The sequence below is a fragment of the Runella aurantiaca genome, from assembly GCF_003339505.1.
Lineage (GTDB): Bacteria > Bacteroidota > Bacteroidia > Cytophagales > Spirosomataceae > Runella > Runella aurantiaca.
This window is the reverse complement of the sequence record NZ_QPIW01000019.1, coordinates 47,846-65,892: the sequence shown is the minus strand read 5'-3', so window position 1 is coordinate 65,892 and position 18,047 is coordinate 47,846. Positions and strand designations below refer to the sequence as shown.

At 45.3% G+C, this 18,047-nt stretch carries 17 protein-coding genes; 9 read left to right on the top strand and 8 right to left on the bottom strand.

Going from position 1 to position 18,047, the window contains the following annotated elements; translation table 11 throughout:
• Positions 1-4: 4 nt before the first annotated feature.
• Positions 5-1,246 carry a hypothetical protein gene (locus DVG78_RS20250; protein WP_114462867.1) on the top strand — a complete coding sequence of 414 codons (1,242 nt, stop codon included), beginning with the start codon at positions 5-7 and terminating at the stop codon, positions 1,244-1,246.
• Here the strand turns inward: DVG78_RS20250 and DVG78_RS20245 are convergent.
• Entirely contained in the window at positions 1,166-3,514 is a 2,349-nt protein-coding gene (locus tag DVG78_RS20245; protein WP_158550061.1) for a T9SS type A sorting domain-containing protein, read from the bottom strand. The genes DVG78_RS20250 and DVG78_RS20245 overlap by 81 nt on opposite strands.
• Before the next feature lie 50 nt (positions 3,515-3,564).
• Here DVG78_RS20245 and DVG78_RS20240 point away from each other — a divergent pair, with 50 nt between their 5' ends.
• Entirely contained in the window at positions 3,565-4,650 is a 1,086-nt protein-coding gene (locus DVG78_RS20240; RefSeq protein WP_114462865.1) for a patatin-like phospholipase family protein, read from the top strand.
• Here the strand turns inward: DVG78_RS20240 and DVG78_RS20235 are convergent.
• Positions 4,639-5,337: a YjjG family noncanonical pyrimidine nucleotidase gene (locus DVG78_RS20235; RefSeq protein WP_114462864.1), complete on the bottom strand. Its 699-nt coding sequence runs from the start codon at positions 5,335-5,337 to the stop codon at positions 4,639-4,641. The genes DVG78_RS20240 and DVG78_RS20235 overlap by 12 nt on opposite strands.
• A 35-nt stretch (positions 5,338-5,372) precedes the next feature.
• Here DVG78_RS20235 and DVG78_RS20230 point away from each other — a divergent pair, with 35 nt between their 5' ends.
• From DVG78_RS20230 to DVG78_RS20220, 3 genes are all read left to right on the top strand, one after another.
• Entirely contained in the window at positions 5,373-6,212 is an 840-nt protein-coding gene (locus DVG78_RS20230; protein ID WP_114462863.1) for an MOSC domain-containing protein, read from the top strand.
• An 87-nt stretch (positions 6,213-6,299) separates the two neighbouring features.
• Positions 6,300-7,775 (top strand): 1-hydroxycarotenoid 3,4-desaturase CrtD, encoded by a 1,476-nt coding sequence (gene crtD / locus DVG78_RS20225; RefSeq protein ID WP_114462862.1) that lies wholly within the window; start codon positions 6,300-6,302, stop codon positions 7,773-7,775.
• 157 nt (positions 7,776-7,932) lie between these two features.
• Complete coding sequence (locus tag DVG78_RS20220; RefSeq protein WP_158550060.1) at positions 7,933-8,940, top strand: PorP/SprF family type IX secretion system membrane protein; 1,008 nt, start codon at positions 7,933-7,935, stop codon at positions 8,938-8,940.
• On the opposite strand, the gene DVG78_RS20215 is transcribed toward DVG78_RS20220, so the two are convergent.
• Positions 8,920-10,101: a hypothetical protein gene (locus tag DVG78_RS20215; protein ID WP_147277128.1), complete on the bottom strand. Its 1,182-nt coding sequence runs from the start codon at positions 10,099-10,101 to the stop codon at positions 8,920-8,922. The genes DVG78_RS20220 and DVG78_RS20215 overlap by 21 nt on opposite strands.
• A gap of 153 nt (positions 10,102-10,254) precedes the next feature.
• On the opposite strand from DVG78_RS20215, the gene DVG78_RS20210 reads away from it, so the two are divergent.
• The 3 genes from DVG78_RS20210 (at position 10,255) to DVG78_RS20200 (ending at position 12,746) form a co-directional block, all read left to right on the top strand.
• Complete coding sequence (locus tag DVG78_RS20210; protein WP_114462911.1) at positions 10,255-11,268, top strand: quinone oxidoreductase family protein; 1,014 nt, start codon at positions 10,255-10,257, stop codon at positions 11,266-11,268.
• A 76-nt stretch (positions 11,269-11,344) separates the two neighbouring features.
• A complete protein-coding gene (gene rlmN / locus DVG78_RS20205) occupies positions 11,345-12,406 on the top strand; it encodes a dual-specificity RNA methyltransferase RlmN (protein ID WP_114462859.1) in 1,062 nt (353 codons plus the stop codon).
• Complete coding sequence (locus DVG78_RS20200) at positions 12,399-12,746, top strand: DoxX family protein (protein WP_114462858.1); 348 nt, start codon at positions 12,399-12,401, stop codon at positions 12,744-12,746. The genes rlmN and DVG78_RS20200 overlap by 8 nt, the downstream gene beginning before the upstream one ends.
• Positions 12,747-12,748: 2 nt before the next feature.
• Here the strand turns inward: DVG78_RS20200 and DVG78_RS20195 are convergent, their stop codons facing one another.
• Positions 12,749-12,955 carry a PLDc N-terminal domain-containing protein gene (locus DVG78_RS20195; RefSeq protein WP_114462857.1) on the bottom strand — a complete coding sequence of 69 codons (207 nt, stop codon included), beginning with the start codon at positions 12,953-12,955 and terminating at the stop codon, positions 12,749-12,751.
• A 176-nt stretch (positions 12,956-13,131) separates the two neighbouring features.
• Between DVG78_RS20195 and DVG78_RS20190 the strand changes: the two genes are divergently transcribed.
• On the top strand, positions 13,132-13,899 hold the full coding sequence (locus DVG78_RS20190) for a CDP-alcohol phosphatidyltransferase family protein (RefSeq protein ID WP_114462856.1): 768 nt from the start codon (positions 13,132-13,134) through the stop codon (positions 13,897-13,899).
• 1 nt (position 13,900) lies between these two features.
• Here DVG78_RS20190 and DVG78_RS20185 read toward each other — a convergent pair whose 3' ends face one another.
• From DVG78_RS20185 to DVG78_RS20170, 4 genes are all read right to left on the bottom strand, one after another.
• Positions 13,901-14,248, bottom strand: a complete 348-nt coding sequence (locus DVG78_RS20185; RefSeq protein WP_114462855.1) for a DUF6970 domain-containing protein — start codon at positions 14,246-14,248, stop codon at positions 13,901-13,903.
• 95 nt (positions 14,249-14,343) lie between these two features.
• Positions 14,344-15,117 carry a DUF1828 domain-containing protein gene (locus DVG78_RS20180; RefSeq protein ID WP_114462854.1) on the bottom strand — a complete coding sequence of 258 codons (774 nt, stop codon included), beginning with the start codon at positions 15,115-15,117 and terminating at the stop codon, positions 14,344-14,346.
• Positions 15,118-15,129: 12 nt separating this feature from the next.
• Positions 15,130-15,612, bottom strand: a complete 483-nt coding sequence (locus tag DVG78_RS20175; protein WP_114462853.1) for a DUF6978 family protein — start codon at positions 15,610-15,612, stop codon at positions 15,130-15,132.
• A gap of 117 nt (positions 15,613-15,729) precedes the next feature.
• Positions 15,730-18,012, bottom strand: coding sequence for a GH92 family glycosyl hydrolase (locus tag DVG78_RS20170; RefSeq protein WP_229598282.1), 2,283 nt, complete (start codon positions 18,010-18,012; stop codon positions 15,730-15,732).
• Positions 18,013-18,047: the final 35 nt, after the last annotated feature.

Here is an 18,047-nt window from a genome sequence, read left to right as displayed (position 1 = left end):
AATTGTGAAAGAAAAAGGTTGGATTGGAATGGCAGCCGTGTTGTCTGCTTTGGCGGTGTATTTATTGTATGCGTTCTTCCAACCTACTTATACTTACGCCTTGCTCGACGGGCGCTATGATGCGCATCAATACGCCAAGGCCTATAATTATTTCAAAGGCTTTACCGCAAATTATGAAGTAGCCTTTCCGTTCAATACGCGTATTTTGATGCCATGGCTGGCTGCATATTTGCCTTTTAATGAGCTCGTTACGGATTTTGTTTGGCTCAATGGGGTCTTTATCTTGGCGACCATTGGGCTGTTGACTTGGATTTGGTTAAAACTCAACATTAGGCTTTTTTGGATTGCAATTGCCCTTTTCTGGATTTTATTTCATTGGAAAGGCTTGGTGCGAATGTATTTGCCCGACCCCGTGACGGCGGATGTGGGTGGGTATTTTTTGCTAACTTCTTTTTTAGCCCTTTTACTTATTGAAGAAAAGAAGTTTTCGAAGGCTTGGCTCAATTGCTTGTTTGTTTTAATCGCTGTTTTGGGTACACTTCAAAAGGAGGCTTTTATCGCCGTTTTGGGAATGACGGTCTTGCTTACTGGGAAGAATTCAGATACCGCTGGCATCATAAAGCCGCTGCTTTTATCTTTTTGCCTGTCCATTGCTGTTTACTGCCTTGTTGCTTTCTACTTTCCTGCGGCCTCTACCGATTGGCGTAACAACTCCATTGTCAGTGTTTTACGAGGGATGAAGCGTTATGCAGAGCATCCCGATTTATTTTTAAGCGTACCCGTCAGTTGGTTTTTGGCGTACGGAACATTTTGGTTGGCGTTACTTCCTTTCAGATTTTTAAAAGCAGCAGACGACTCTACTTCTCGTTTCTCGCTCCTCATTCCTCACTTCTTCCTTTGGTTGTTTCTCAGCGTTTTTGGTGGAGGCGATACGACGCGAATTTTGTATAACGGAATGCCTTTTGTCTTAACTTTTTTGGTGCTGAGACTGAACCAACTCCCTATCTGGATGGGTGGGTATGTACTACTTACGTCGTTGCCATTGATGAGACTATCCCAATTAGAACCCGATTTGGGGCGCTACCCAAACGAGATGCCGCAATGGTGTGTTGAATGCTGGACGTTACGCGAAAGTTGGGGATATTGGGTGTATGCCGTCGCTGTTTTAGCGGGCTATTACTACCTTTCGCGTCGTTTGGGAGCCATCGGTTCCGATGAGTCGAACGAAGTAAATGCCTTGCGCTAACCTACTTACATCGAAAGAAGCTTCTGCTATAACTTGAGTAACTGATTGACTTTTAATGACTTGACCGTTGATGGTGATTATTTCTAATTGCCCCGTTACAGGAACTAGTGCGTAGAGGAAATTTGAGGTCGGATTGGGATAAACGATTAATTCCAGTGTTTCAACAGGAGGGTTGACTTTGGGCGAAGTGTTTTTTAAGTACTTGATGCCGCCTGTGTTGCTACCGATGAGTAATTCGGGAAGTTGGTCGCCATCCAAATCTCCGACGGCAGGAAAGAGTCCTGCTCCTATTCTCAAAAATGCTGTTTTTCCTGCAAATTCGTTAAAAATCAAATTGGTATCACTCTTTAAAGTTGCGTCGGGCGTGGTGAAATTTTGGTATACTCGCAATCGTCCCAACAAATCTCCCAGAATAAGTTCGGGCTTTCGGTCGCCGTTGAGGTCGGCTACGGCCATCCCTTGCGAACGTTTGTTGAAATCGACATCCAAACCACCAAACACATTCGTTTTGAGTTCATACACTGGCGCAAGGGTACTGCCCGTGTTTCGATGAAACTCTACATTCCCCGAGTTTTTACTGACCAGCACATCCAATTTTCCGTCTTGGTCAATGTCGTAGTAAAGCAAATTTTCGCCGTTGGAGAAGTTGACTGGATTGGGGAGTTTGGTCAAACGGGTGGTGTCCAGCTGCATTGCCGCTCCTCGGGGGGAGGTGTTAGGCACAAATCGAATGTCCATGCCTTTAAACGTATTGGCCCAAAAACCCAAATCAAGCGTTCCGTCGCCGTTGAGGTCGGCAAAAAACGGTTTGGTATTGACTGGCATGAGGTTTTCTTTGCTGAAGAGTTGATTGCCCAAGTTCTGAAAATCGGTGCTGACCAACTCAAACTGAGCTTGCGTGGCCGTTCCCGTATTTCGATACAATTGAAGACTTGACCGATAGCCAGTTTGCGTGCGAAGCCCTCCGTAGCCTACCACTAAATCCAAGTCGCCGTCGCCGTCAATATCGGCAAGGGCGGGTGTGGCGTTTTCTCCTAAATCAATCATCCCGTCCTGCAAAAAATCAGGCTGACGATACACAAAGTTGGGCTTGAGCGCCGTGCCTTCGTTTCGGTAAAACCAATTGGATTGCCGTAAATTAATCAGTGAGTTGCTCGCAATATCCGTGCTACTCGGCGAGGCTACCAAATCCTGAATCCCGTCGCCGTCCAAATCTTCGATATATGCCGAAGGAAAAAAGGGGTAGTTAATGGGGGCTTGGGCGGGGAAATTTGATTGTACACTGCCGATCAGCGCCGCCATGCCGTTGCCGCCTACGTTTTTGAGCAACGTCACGTTGTTGCAGGCCACGTGGCCGTGTAAAATGTCTTTGCGGCCATCGCCGTCTATATCGCCGACCCAAAGCGTATTGCCAGCGTGCTGAATTTTAGCGTTTGACAGGGGCCCGCCCAATGCTTCGCTGAGGGTTGCAGCGTTTGTGCGTACTTGTTCAGGAGCTTGCACTTCTGTGCCGGCGGGCTCCAGATTGAGTTCATATTTGTCGCACGAAGAGGTGGCCGTAAAACGGCCCCAATTGGTGGTTACTTTTCGGAAGACAAACGGCTGTGTGCTGTTTTGCTCTTTGCTTAAATTTTGGTGTAGTTCCAAAGAAGCACCCGTAAAATCGAAGGTAAGAATGTCGATATCGCCATCATCGTCGACGTCGGTAATAGCAGGTAAATCGGTGGACGGAACGTACAGATTTATGTTTCCAGAAAAACCCTGCGTCAGAAGAGGGTCGGCCACAAGCGACCAAGAAAAACCATCAGTGGCGGGAATGTTGCGGAAAACACGAATGCCTGCTACGGTACTGGTAAACAAATCTTTGCGGCCATCGCGGTCATAATCGACCAGCAACATCCAATACAGCAGGTTGGACGGGAATTTTACTTCGTATTGGGGAGCATGTTGCCAAGTGATTACGTTGGCTTGGTGAACGGCCAAAAAAGTAGACACCTGCTGACTGCTACGGTCGAAGATGACCAAATCTTCCGTGCCGTCGTCGTTGAGGTGCATTTTTGAGAATTGGGCGCTGTTGAGGCCGCCCGCCCAAGGGTTGAGGATGGGGGCGTTGTTTTTGAGAACTTTTGCGGAGTTATCCCAACGAAATGAAAACGTTTGACCAAACGATTTAAACCCCATAACCACGCAAATGAAGCAAAGGCTCAGCGGCACAGACCAGCGCAGAAAACCACGTAAAATCATCTTAGAATGTATAATCTGCCTCATTCTCATTCAATTTTTTCTATAATAAACCGTTCTAAACAAAAAACGTTTTTATGTTCCAAAAAGTGTTCGTCCTGTGGGCCAAAACTGGGCTTGTTTGCGTATTTTTTCTCCTTTCATATTCTTCTGTTGCGCAACAAAAATACCATAATCTGGTCTTGGAAGGCGGCGGTATTCGCGGAATTGCCTACTGCGGAGCGATTCAAGAATTGGAGCAACGCGGCTTTTTGAAAGATATTTGGCGTGTGGGGGGCACGTCGGCAGGAGCCATTCAGGCGTCGTTGCTGGCGGTGGGCTATTCAGCGGCAGAGCTGACCGAGTTGGTTTCGGAAATGAAAATTCAATCCTTCAACGATGGGCAATACATTTTTGTGGGTGGCACACAGCGTTTGATTGAGCGTTTTGGTTGGTATAAGGGAGACGCTTTTCGTAAGTGGATAGCCCAGAAGATAGAACAAAAAACGGGTGTTACCCATTTGACTTTTGGTCAATTGCACGCGCTTACCCAACGAGATAGTTGCTACAAAGACTTGTATGTGACGGTTACGAACCTGACCAAACAAAAGTCGATGGTGCTTTCGTATGAGAAGTTTCCCGACTTGGTCATTGCCGACGCCGTGCGGGCTTCGATGTCGATTCCGTTGTATTATTGTGCCGTGTTTATGGATAGTACGGGTCGATTTCACCAGCGGCCGCCGCGCACGATTCCTGCAGATGTGTTGGTCGATGGCGGCTTGTTGATGAATTATCCCATTGGGCTTTTTGACCAAAATCGTTATTTAAGCACCCCGCAGCCTAATCTGCCGCCCGAAACGCCCGTTTTCAACGCCGAAACCTTGGGGTTGAGGCTTGAAAGTGCCGAGCAAATCAAAGCGGATACCCAAGGTTTTGAGTTGGCGTCTTATCCCATTCGCAGTTTCAAAACGTACATGGGCGCTTTTTATACTTTGGTGTCTGAGGCGGCCAACCGCTACAATTTCCGCCCCGAAGATTTAAAACGGACCATTTCGATTGATTTTCAGAACATTGGGGCTAAAGTGCGAAAGCTATCAGAGGCCGAGAAAAATGTGTTGATTGGGAGCGGCAAAAAATGCGTTGGTGATTTTTGCGCTCCTTCGACCGTCGTTTCACAAAACTGATTTCAACTCGTCTAGGTGCTGTACGTCGTAGGTAGGTTGTTGGTCAAAAACCAATTTCTTGGGGTTATAAAAGGCGGCATCCATCCCAAAACGTAATGCACCAAGAATGTCTGCCTGCCAATTGTCACCAATCATCAGACTTTCATGGGGTTGTGCGTCGGCGGCTTGTAAGGCATACGCAAAAATCTGTGCGTCGGGTTTTTTTGCTCCCGCTTTTTCATTGGTCACCACCTGTTGAAAATAATGATGAATCCCAGAACTTTGCATTTTAGACGCCTGAATGGAATCAAAACCATTGGTAACGATGTGGAGTTGGTAATCTTTGCTTGCACAATACTCCAACAGCTCAACGGCTCCGTCGAGCAAGTGCGATTTTTGTGGAAGTAATTTTAAATATTCCTCGCCCAAAGCGCTGCCAAAAGCCACATTTTTAACGTTCAGGGCTTCAAAAACCAGTCGGAAACGGTGCTCACGAATATAACTATGGGCAATACGACCATGATCAAAATCGTCCCACAGTTTTGTGTTGATTTCGAGGAATGCCCGCACAAAATCACCCAGCGACATAACCCCGTGATTGATGAGTTCAAAGCCGTGGTAAATATCGGTCAATGATTCGGACGAATTACGCTCAAAATCCCACAGCGTGTGGTCAAGATCAAAAAATAGGTGTTTGTATTTTGGCATTGAATAACGAGTTTTGTGCAAATCTACAAACAAGAATGACGTCTGCTCTCATCCTCTCCGAAATCTTCATTTATCCCGTAAAATCGTTGGGGGCGATTCGCCTCACGCACGCTCAGGTGGAAGAGCGCGGCCTGCGCTACGACCGCCGCTGGTTGATTATTGACGATAACAACCGTTTTGTAACCCAGCGCAGCTACCCAAACATGGCGCTGATTGAGGTGACCCTGACGGACATTGGTTTGCAGCTGAGCCATCGCACGCGGGATTTGAGCGCGCTCATTGTTCCTTTTCAGCCTGAAACTTTTGATTTGTTAACGGTGACCGTGTGGGACGACCAAATAGAGGCCTTCATCGTCAATGATGCCTCAAACCGTTGGTTGAGCGAAACGCTCGGCTTTTCGGCGCGGTTGGTGTATCTACCCGATACTTCGCCTCGTCTTGCTGATTCCAATTATGCCCCTTTCGATGCCAATGTGAGCTTTGCGGATGGGTTTCCGTTTTTGATAATTGGCCAATCTTCCTTAGATGATTTAAACACTCGCCTGCCCGAATCAGTTTCTATGATACGGTTTCGCCCCAATCTGGTTTTTGAAGGTGGAATACCTTATGACGAAGACCAATGGTACGAATTTACGATTGGTAAATTGGCATTTTATGGGGTAAAACCCTGCGCACGTTGTATTCTGACCACCGTTGACCCTGAAAAAGGTGAAATTGTGGGGAAAGAACCGCTCAAAACGCTGTCGATGTACCGCAAACGTAACAACAAGATTTTCTTTGGACAAAATGTAATGACCAATCAGAGTGGAGTTTTAAAGATTGGCGACGAGATACAAGTAGTGAGCCGCAAATCACGGCAAACGATGAGTGAATAAAAAAAGGTTGAAGGTTTTGCAGCAAAAGTGTAGTCGGTTTCTCAAAACCGACTGAGGGGTTTCTCAAAACCCCATGTAACGAAAAGTATGAAAAAAACAGCAGCCATCATAGGGGCGGGCATTGCAGGCATCGCCTCCGCCATTCGTTTGGCCAACAAAGGCTACGACGTTCATGTTTTTGAAGCCAACAGCTATCCTGGTGGAAAATTGTCGAGTTTTGACGTAAAAGGCTACCGATTCGACGCAGGGCCATCATTGTTTACATTACCTCATTTGGTGGAAGAGTTGTTTGAGATTTCGGGCAAAAATCCAAAAGCGTATTTTGACTATATTCGCTTAGACGAAGCCTGTCGCTATTTCTGGGACGATGGTGTGCGCCTTACCGCCCACGCCAATCAACGGGCGTTTGCGCAAGAGATAGAAGAAAAATTGAGCGAACCGTCGGTGCATGTTTTGGCCCATTTAAAAGATAGTGCCGTCAAATACAACGTCACCGAAAAACTGTTTTTGCACCGTTCGTTACACAAAATTAGCACCTATTTCAACCGCGATGCTTTCAAAGGCTACGCCAATATGCACCGCTTGGATGCCTTTACGACCATGAACAGCGCCAACGAACGGCGTTTCCAAAATCCGCGCGTGGTGCAGCTTTTCAACCGATATGCTACTTACAACGGCTCAGATCCCTACCAAACACCCGCCACGATGAATATTATTCCGCATTTGGAATACAACATCGGTGCGTTTTTTCCAAAAAAGGGAATGGTCAGTATCACAGAAAGCTTGGTAAAGTTGGCGGAAGAGTTGGGCGTAAAATTTTATTATAATACCAAAGTTGAAAAAATAGAAACATCGGGAAATCGGGTTACGAAACTGATTTTTGACGCAAATACTTCCGCACCTGACACTTACGATATTGTTGTTTCCAACATGGACGTGGTAAATACCTTCCGAAAATTGCTCCCCGAAGCCAAACAGCCCGAACGTATTTTGCGGCAACCCAAGTCAAGTTCGGCGCTGATTTTTTATTGGGGCGTTAAGAAAAGCTTTGCTGAATTGGGCTTGCATAATATCTTTTTTTCGAATGATTACCGCGCCGAATTTGAGCATTTGTTCCAACAAAAAACGCTGTATTCTGACCCGACCGTTTATATAAATATTACATCAAAACACAAACCCGATGATGCCCCTAAAGGCGGCGAAAACTGGTTTATTCTGGTCAATGCGCCCAACAATGAAGGACAAGACTGGGAAGCGCTGATTGCACAAAGTCGCCAAGATGTACTCCGGAAAGTATCGCATAATTTAGGTGTAAACATCGCAGATTTTATCGAATGTGAAGAAATCCTAGACCCGCGCAGCATTGAATCCAAAACGTCAAGTTCGCAGGGAGCGTTGTATGGCAACAGTTCCAACAACCGCTTTGCGGCGTTTTTGCGTCATGCCAATTTTTCTCGGGAATTTAAAAACCTTTACTTTGTCGGAGGCAGCGTGCATCCCGGTGGCGGCATTCCACTGGCTATCCTATCGGCGAAGATTGCGACTGATTTGGTTGATTCTTAGAGTTAATCTATTTTAGGTGCGATTTTTGTTAGTGAAAGCAAGGGTGATTTTCTATGAACCACAGAGAAACGGAGTGACACAGAGGGGTGTTTTGATACTAAAATAAATGCGGCAAGGTTACCATTTAAAAGATTTTTTACACAAAAAAATAAGAGAGATGAGGTACACAAAAATGCTCTCCGTGTACCTCTGTTTCTCCGTGGTTTGTTGTTCAACCATTATTTGGGGGCAACAACTGCCGCAGTATTCTCAATACCTCCAAAATAATTTTTTGCTCAATCCAGCCTTGGCGGGCATTGAAAGCTATGCCGATGCCAAAATAGGTTATCGGCAGCAATGGGCTGGCTTGGAGGATGCGCCGCGAACCTTGTACATGACTGCACATTTGCCCATCGGAAATCCAGATTTTGAAGTAGCGCCAGCTTCGCCCCGATTCAGTTATGGGCGTCAGCGAGGACCTATTTTGCCAGATGCACACGGTGGGGCGGGTGTTTCGCTCATTCGTGATCAAACAGGCCCTTGGACACGGTTTTCGATGAGTGTTTCGGGGGCGTATCATTATCCTTTGAACGATGAGTGGCAGGTAAGTGCTGGTCTTGCAGCGGGCGTTACCCAGCACACGCTTGATTTTGACCGCATTCGCTTGGCCAACCCTTTGGACCCTGTTGTGTCGGTGGGCAAAGTCAATACTTTTCGGCCAGATTTGCACGCGGGGCTTTGGGTTTATTCCACCGACTTTTTTGCGGGTTTTTCGGTGCAACAAGTATTGGGTGGAAAATTGCGATTTCGTTCTACGAGTTATGATTGGCAGGGACAACTCGTTCCGCATTATTTCCTCACGGCAGGCTATCGACTACCCATCAACGATGAATGGGATTTTACGCCTTCGGTGCTGTTTAAAAAGTCGGCCAAAGCACCCACGTCTTGGGATTTGAATTTCAAATTTAGCTACTTAAATCAGTTGTGGTTTGGCATGTCTTATCGGAAAAGCGATGCCTTTTTGGGATGGGTCGGCACGCGGGTGGCGCAGAAATTTACGGTCAGCTACACCTACGAATATGTGCTTTCTTCCCTTCAATCCCGTGCTCAAGGCTCGCACGAAATCACGCTGGGGCTTACGCTCGGTGGCAGTAGCCATTATTCGTCACCGCGAGTTTTTTGGTAGGCAAGAATATACAGGTAACGGTTTTTTGTAAAAGTAGTGTATTTGGTAATAAATTTGGCGAGCCGCCGAGCGACTTATTTCTTTAAAAAGATCCCAATCGGAAGCTGGAAACAAAGTAGGTGCCAACGTAACTACTTTCCCGTTCAAGGCCCGTTCATCGCCGCTGAATGTTTCCCATTCTTCTTTCCATTCCGCACTACCCCGAAAACCATCCCGATGAATCACGCAATCATTGTCCAAGTCAATGATTTCATATTCCAGTTCCGCATTTTTCTCCCGCTTTCGATAGTTTGTAGTAAGCGTTCCTTTGACGGGCTCCATGACGTCTACCACGGTTGTATCGTTGATTTTTTTCGTGCCGACTTTGTATTTCGTGCTACTTTCAACGGTAACGTCCGTGCTGCCAGTCGACTCTCTCAGGGAGGATTGACCTGTAAAATAAATCCGAAGTACGTGGTGGGAGGGAAGGCTGTCCTCATGAGCAGCGGCTGGATTTTGAAAACGGACTAATTCGTGCGGGGAGCGGTTTCCGAAGAATTCTTCGTCCATTTGTTTCTGTAAATACTCGTATTCAGCGTCAGACAGACGTGCGTCTTCAGTTAATGGCTCAATTACTATTCGCAAAACGGCGTACTCCTTGGCCGAAATGAGATTGTCGTCAATGTGTTTGTAGCTTTGAGAAAGTTGTTTTACTTTCAAAAAATGGTTGACTGCTTCCTCGGCAAGTGCCCGATTGTCTTTGTGTTTAAAAGCGTCTAAGCCTGCTTGATAGCGCTCGTCAGCGGCCAGTGTTTTTACTTTTTCAATAATCTCTGCGTAGGAATTTGGGGGCGAATTAAGCAATTCAAGGCAAGCTTTACATTCTGTCAAAGCCTGTTCATTTTTATGCAATTGCTGGTATTGGTACAAAACACTCTCCCATTTGAAGGGTTGATTTTCGGCTATGTACCGTTGAATGTTGCCTTGGTATACGCGTTCAGTTTCTTTGTGAGCGGCCGTAAATACTTTTTGGGCTTTTGTGTCACTTGGGTGTCGCTTTAGGCGATTGGCCGAAACCCGTAATGCTTGGTCGTATTTGCCCTTTTGTAGTGCGTTTTCGCCTCTTGCACAGCCATATAGTACGGAAATCAATATGAGTAGCAGTAAATATATTTGTTTCATGGCATTACGATTTTCTGGCTCAATCATAACGTTACAGCGTGAATTTTTGTACGTAATTTACCAATAAAAATGGCACCTGCTTCAACCAAGCAGGAGGAATTTGTGTTTATCTCTTTACTTATTAAAGTACATCATTCAACCAAAAATCAACCAATGAAGGCCGCAATCATTCAGGAAGTCAATCAACCCGTTTCTGTTCAGGAAGTAGAAAAACCACAGGCGGGGCCGGGGGAAGTCATTGTTCAGCTCAAAGCTGCTGCGCTCAATCACCGAGATGTTTTTGTACAGCAGGGAAAATACCCCGGCATGAAGCTGCCCGTCATCATCGGTTCCGACGGCGCGGGAGTGGTGTCAGAAATTGGAGAAGGGGTTTCTGAAGAATGGTTGGGCCGAGAAGTAATCATCAATCCGTCGCACAATTGGGGTCCCGACGACCGTTTTTATAGCAAATCCTTCAAAATTTTGGGAATGCCCGACAATGGTACTTTTGCCGAATACCTTAAAGTAGAAGCCAAGTATTTGCATCCTAAGCCCCAGCATTTGAGTTTTGAAGCGGCGGCCGCGATTCCGCTCGGCGGGCTTACGGCGTGGCGGGCGTTGATGACGAGGGCGAGTATGAAGTCTGGCGAGCGCGTCTTGGTGACGGGAATCGGTGGGGGCGTTGCGCTGTTTGTGCTGCAATTTGCCGTGGCGTCGGGTGCTGAAGTATGGGTAACGTCGGGCTCGGATGAAAAAATTGAAAAGGCCATTGCATTAGGTGCCAAAGGTGGGGTGAACTACAAAGATCCTAATTGGACCAAAAACTTAATTGCCGCCACGGGCGGCGACCGCAGTGGTTATTTTGACGTCATCATCGACAGTGCGGGTGGCCCGCATTTTGCCAAACTCATCGACGTTGCCACCGCCGGCGGACGCATTTGTTTTTTTGGGGGAACCACGGGCAACATCACCGATATTATTCCCGGAAAAGTATTCTTTAAACAACTTAATATCTACGGCTCTACCATGGGAACCGAAGCGGAGTTTGAAGCAATGATTCAGTTTATCAAAGAAAAACAAATTCAACCGATTCTGGATGAGACCTTTGCGCTCGACGATACCGAAATGGCGCTGCGACGTATGGACAACGGAACGCAGTTTGGGAAGATTGTGTTGAAGATTGGGTAATCCACCTGTAAATCAGTAATTTTGTGTTTGAAAATATAACCTGATGGGCTTTTAAGCCGTCAGGTTTCTCTTACTAATGACAGAAACAATCTCTCTTTCCAAGCAGGATATTCGTAAACTCACCGTGGCTCAACTCAAAGATTGGTTGACGCAACACGGCGAGCAGGGCTTTCGAGCCAAACAAATTGTAGAATGGTTGTGGAAAAAATCGGCCACATCCTTTGACGAAATGAGTAACCTCTCGCTCAAAACGCGCGAGTTGTTGACCGAACACTTTGAAATTCGGGCTATTTCCAACGCCAAATCGCAAAAAAGCAACGACGGGACCGTCAAATCGGCGTTCAAACTCCACGACGGTCACCTCATTGAGGGCGTGTTGATTCCCGCCGACGACCGCATGACGGCCTGCGTATCTAGCCAAGTGGGTTGCTCGCTTACCTGTAAGTTTTGCGCCACGGGCTACATGGACCGTAAGCGCAACTTAGATGCCGCCGAAATGTACGACCAAGTGGTGGCCATTGACCGGCAAGCAAAAGAAAATTTCAGCGTGCCGCTGACCAATATTGTGTACATGGGCATGGGTGAGCCGTTGCTCAACTACGCCAACGTGCTTGAATCCATTGACAAAATCACTTCGCCTGAGGGCTTGGGTATGTCGCCTAAACGAATTACGGTTTCGACGGCAGGCATTGCCAAAATGATTAAAAAACTGGGCGACGATGAAGTGAAATTCAATCTGGCGCTCTCGCTTCACGCAGCCAATGACTTAAAGCGTAACCAAATCATGCCCATCAACGAGTCCAACTCGTTGGAAAATCTGGCAGAAGCATTGCAGTATTTCTACGGTAAAACCAAGAATCGGATTACGTTTGAGTACATTGTCTTTAACAACTTCAACGATACACTGCAAGACGCGAAAGAGTTGTGGGAGTTTACCAAAAAAGTGCCCGCCAAGGTCAATATCATTGAATACAACCCCATTGCGGAGGCTGATTTCAAAAACACTGGAGTGGATAAATTAGAGCAATTTGCTCGTTTTTTAGATAGCAAAGGGGTGATTGTCAACGTACGGCGCAGTCGTGGGAAAGACATTGATGCTGCCTGTGGGCAATTGGCCAACCGCGAAAAAAATGAATAACTTTGGGTTGTACCTCATGGCGGCGTTGTATTTTGCGGCGGGAGTAATTCACTTGCTCAAGCCCCGCATCTACCTGCGCATGATGCCGCCGTGGGTGCCAATGCCGCTGGCCGCTGTGCTGGTTTCGGGGGTATTGGAGATGGCTTTTGCCATCGGCTTGTTATTCGCCGCCACCCGTTCGCCATCAGCGTGGGGAATTATCTTATTGTTGATTGCCATTTTTCCCGCCAACGTCTACATGCTGACGTCGGGCAAGTTTCACCGAATCCCGCAAATTCTTCTCATTTTACGTTTGCCACTTCAATTGGTGCTTATTTGGTGGGCGTATCAATATGTGTAATCCTATTCTTTGGGCTTTCCTGCCAACAAATAAACCAACCACCCCAAAGGGATAAAAAGGGTGACCAATACCCAAATCAGTTTTAACGTATTTTCTAACGTACTCCGTACAATGTGTACGATAGCGATGATTTGTGGTACAATCGTTAGACTCAAAATGAGAAGAATGAGTAACACTTCCTGTCCGCCAAGACCTAAATAGCAAAGCATATGTGTATGTTGTTGAAAAAGTAAGTTACAAAAAACGAGTTGTTTGTTGGTGGCTTGCTTTTGAAAAAGACGATAAAAGTGTATTAACGGGGAAATAATGGGTACGGTATGGTGCTGAACAACCGAAGGGCGTTTTAGTTGATAGTTATTACAGATGTAAACTGACTTATTTTAAAATGCCGAAACTTTCGAAAGAAGATAGATTTATTGATTTTTCTGATTATGGACGTCCCGTTGCTACTTTTCTGGCTCATCACTTGTCTCGGCTAAAAATTACGGCGGTTCAGGTTACGATTGTGTTTTTGTTGGCGGGACTTTTGTGCGCCTATTGCATCTACATCAATGAATTGGTATGGGCAGCAGTGTTTTTGATGATTAAAAACATTCTGGATGCAGTAGATGGCGAAATCGCGCGAATCACCAAGCACCCTTCCCTGATTGGTCGTTATCTGGATTCGGTGTTTGATTTTATCATCAATCTCCTCATTTTCAGTACCCTGTTTCTCACGGGGGCCGCTTCCAATTCGTTGTTGCTGTGGGCGTTTTTGGGGATTGAATTTCAGTGTTCTATTTACAACTATTATTACGTTATTCTGAGAAGAAGGCTGAACAACGAAGAAACCAGCCGAATCATCGAATACCGAAAACCCATCGCTTACCACTACGAAAGCCAAAAAGTCGTTAATGTTTTGCACGCCATTTTTTTGAGTTTATACCTCATTTTTGATGTGGTGGTGCTTTATTTAGACAAGCAAGCCCTCTTCGTTCGGGCTTTTCCTCAATGGTTTATGAGCCTTATTTCGTTGCTGGGCTTAGGCTTTCAGCTGTTGGTTATCTGTGTGCTTCTTTGCTTGGGGCTACCAGAGATGATATTGCCTTTCTTTGCGTGGTACAGTGTTTTCGGATTAGTTGTGATTTTAGTCAGGAAGCTGTTTATACGATAGTTTATTTTCTGTCATCACGCCAAATAAGCTTCTCATTCTTCCGCTTTTTGAAGAAATCAGGGCATTTTCCGTCGCCGATTCCTGAAATGCCCCCGTCGGGATGGCAGATGAGGTTGCATTTGTCATCATGAAGATTGCTAAATACGTCACAACACATCGGCGGAATATAGTAGACGGTTTGATTATTAAATGTGTACTGCCACACTTCTCTTGGCGGATTGGTCACCGCATCTTTTTTCATTTGCTCAATCTTCTCTTTGATACAAGCAGGCGTATGGGCGGGTATACTTTCTTTGGTACAGGCACCAGTGATAAGCAGGAAGAATAAAACAACAATTGCACTTTTCATGGCCTTTGAGGATGGTTTATTACAAAGACGTTTACCGTGTGGCAAAGGTTGGAAGTATAATAACTGAAAAGCCTAACAGTTCATTGTTAGGCTTTTCAGTTATTAATTAAAGGGCTAGGCAGCAAATCTTTTAATTCTGTATTTCTATTAGACCAGTTTAGAGAGGTTATATTGTACTTTTCTAACGCCTCATAAACACCGCCGGCAATTTCATTGTCATCGTTTAAAATAACCAGACTATCAGTATTAGGCCTGGTCAAACGAGTATCTTCAATCATCCAAATTACATTTCCGACACTATCTTTTCTTGGATTATTTATTACCTTAACTGCGGTTTCATGTCGTTTTTTAATTTTAGGTAAAGTAAAGTCAAATTTGTGAGTGAAGCCGCTTTTTCCAGTAAATAAGGTGTCTTTAACAAAAATAATATCATTTAATTCAAAAAAGTCACTAACATCTTCAACAAAAAAACTTTTTATTTTTGGTTCACTAAGCATAAACATATCATCAATAGAGAGTATTGCCTGTATTAATCTATGTTTTACCTCAGGAAACCGTTTTTTATCAGTTTTAACTGATATTTCTCGCCCGCTTTCTCGTTGAAGTCCAAATGAGCGAAGTATTGAGTTTAATTCTTCAATGCGTTTTGGACTCTTATCGACATCAAGCCCACTTAATTTAAGCTCGTTTATTGTATTTCCTCCGTCAGATAAGACGATTAAATCTTTGTCTTGTTTGGCATATAATTCAATCATGTCGTTTTTGTGATTGAGAAAAGGAGTTACAATTTCATGCCATCCACCCTTAACCTCAGTCACCTTTAGCCCTTGCCTAATCCATTCAACATATGAATTTACCAAATCTTTCATTTTTCAAAGGTATTATAAATCTAATAATTTATTTACCGTTAATTTTTCAACATTGCAATATTTAAAGAATTTTTGCATCTTTTCAAACAAATCATCTGTTTCTTTAATTCCAATTTCAGGGAATTTTGCCAAAGGTAAAGCCCAACGTTCTCCATAGCCTTCTATGTAAAAATGAATATGATCTTCTTTATTAAAAACATAATTTTCATATCCTTCAAACAGAGAACTAGGGGCATTTTCAGGTGGGTTTCGGTGATTTCCATTTAAGTCAAGCCTCCTAAGTGAGAACACTTTTTTGTACCTCATTTGAAATTTGGCTTTTTTAACAAATTCATTCGCATTGTCAATATCAGCGATAAATCGTATTCTTCCACCTTGATTTTGTAATTCGATTTCAATGCTTTGACCTTGTAGAGGAAAATTAACAGAAAGATTATCTATTTGATACTTTTTGAGATCAAATAGTTGAACTGCTTCAGTTTGTGCCAAACTCATGTAGTAAATAAAGTAAATTAGAACATTTGTGATTATCGCTCAAATTAGAACCCTTTTGAGAAATTTCCCAAATTTTGGTTATTATATTAGTCATAATAATTATCAAACGGCCTTCCCCTATTTCCCCGAAAACGAATACGGAAAACTGCTTGCCTGCGTGCCGCGCGTTTGGTTGGGCTGCGCCGACATCTTAAAGTCCAAGTTACCGCCCTGTTGGAGCGTGTGGTGCTCTAAATAGTTAAGGGTGTGCGGTTTGCCGTTGAGGGTTACTTGGTCCACGTATACCTGTTGCGCGCCGTTGTTGGGGGCGTTGATGGTGAGTTTTTTACCGTTTTCAAAGGTCATGGTCATGCGTTTGAACAGCGGACTTCCAATCACGTACTGAGTGGTACCTGGACAAACGGGATAAAAACCCAGTGCGCTGAATACGTACCACGCCGATGTTTGGCCGTTGTCTTCGTCGCCGCAATAGCCATCAGGGGTGGGTTGGTAGAGTTTGTCCATGATCTGACGAATCCAATACTGCGATTTCCACGGCTGCCCGGCGTAGTTGTACAGATACGGCATGTGCTGAATCGGCTGGTTGCCGTGGGCGTACTGACCCATGTTCATGATTTGCATTTCACGGATTTCGTGAATCACAAATCCATAGTACGACTCGTCGTACACTGGTGGTAAGACAAACACGCTGTCGAGTTTTTGCGCAAAGGCCGCCTTGCCGCCCATGAGGTTGGAAAGTCCGTTGATGTCGTGGAACACCGACCAAGTATAGTGCCAGCTGTTTCCTTCGGTGAAGGCATCGCCCCATTTGAAGGGATTAAACGGTTTTTGAAAATCGCCTGTTTTGTTTTTACCGCGCATGAGCTTGGTTTCGGGGTCAAACAGGTTGCGGTAGTTTTGGTTGCGTTTGGCAAACAGCGCAATTTCACTTTCGGGACGTTTCAGCGCTTTGGCCAATTCCCAAATACAGAAATCTGCGTAAGCATATTCGAGCGTACGGGCCGCATTTTCGTTGATTTTGACGTCGTAGGGCACATAACCGAGTTCGTTGTAATATTCGTGACCAAAGCGCCCAACGGAGTTGACGGGCCCCGCATTTTCGGTATTTTTCAGAATGGCTTCATATAGCGTGTTGATGTCATACCCGCGAATACCTTTGATGTACGAATCAGCAATCAGCGATGCGGAGTTGGAGCCAATCATACAATCGCGGTGACCTGGGCTGGCCCATTCTGGCAAAAATCCGCTCTCTTTATACGCGTTGACCAATCCTTCCATGATTTGGCTATTGAGTGTGGGGTACATCAACGTGAAAAACGGAATGGCTGAGCGGAAGGTATCCCAAAAACCATTGTCGGTAAATATATATCCGGGCAATACTTGACCATTGTAAGGACTGTAGTGAACGACCTTGTTTTGGGCGTCGTACTCATAAAACTTGCGGGGAAACAACAGCGCACGATACAAGCACGAATAAAACGTGCGAAGTTGGGCGTCGGTGCCGCCTTCTACCGCCAATCGGCCCAATTCCTGATTCCAAGCTTTTTGGCCTTTCTGCATCGTGGCCGTGAAGGTGTCATTGCCCAATTCCCGCGAAAGATTCAAGGCGGCTTGCTCAGCGCTGATAAACGAAGAGGCTACTTTGATGTGAACCACTTCACCTTTTTTGGTTTTGAAACCAATTACGGCTCCTACGTGCTCGTCTTTTTGTTCAAGATTCCCCTTGGATAATTTTTTGTCTGACCAAGTGGCGTTATAAGTAAAGGGTTTGTCGAAATGCAATTCAAAATAATTGCGAAAATTGAGCGGAACGCCGCCGCTGTTTTGGGTGCTATAACCAATTATTTTTTGTTGTTCGGGAATAATCTTGATGTATGAGCCTTTGGCAAAGGCATCAATGACCACAAACGCGCTGTCGGTTTTGGGGAACGTTAGTCGAAATTGCGCAGCGCGCTCGGTGGGTGCGATTTCAACTTGCGTGTCGTGGTCGGCGAGATAAACGCTGTAATAATGCGGCTTTACCACCTCGGCTTTGTGCGAAAACCAGCTTTGGCGTTCGTCTTCCGTAAATTTCAATTTTCCCGTCACGGGCATAATCGAAAACATCCCGTAGTCATTAATCCAGGGGCTGGGCTGGTGGGTTTGTTTGAAGCCACGGATTTTGTTGGCGGTATACATGTACATCCATCCGTCGCCATTTTTGCCCGTTTGGGGGCACCAAAAATTCATTCCCCAAGGCGTGGCGATGGCGGGATAGGTGTTGCCAGCCGAAAGTTCATGCCGAGAATCGGTTCCCATCAATGGGTTGACATATTGTGTGTAATCACTGTTGGGAGATTGAGCAAAAGTGGTTTGTACCACTAGAAAAGCCAAAAAGAATGGCCGCAGAAAAGTGTGCATGGAATATGAAGGGGTTTGTTGGTGCGATTTTACAA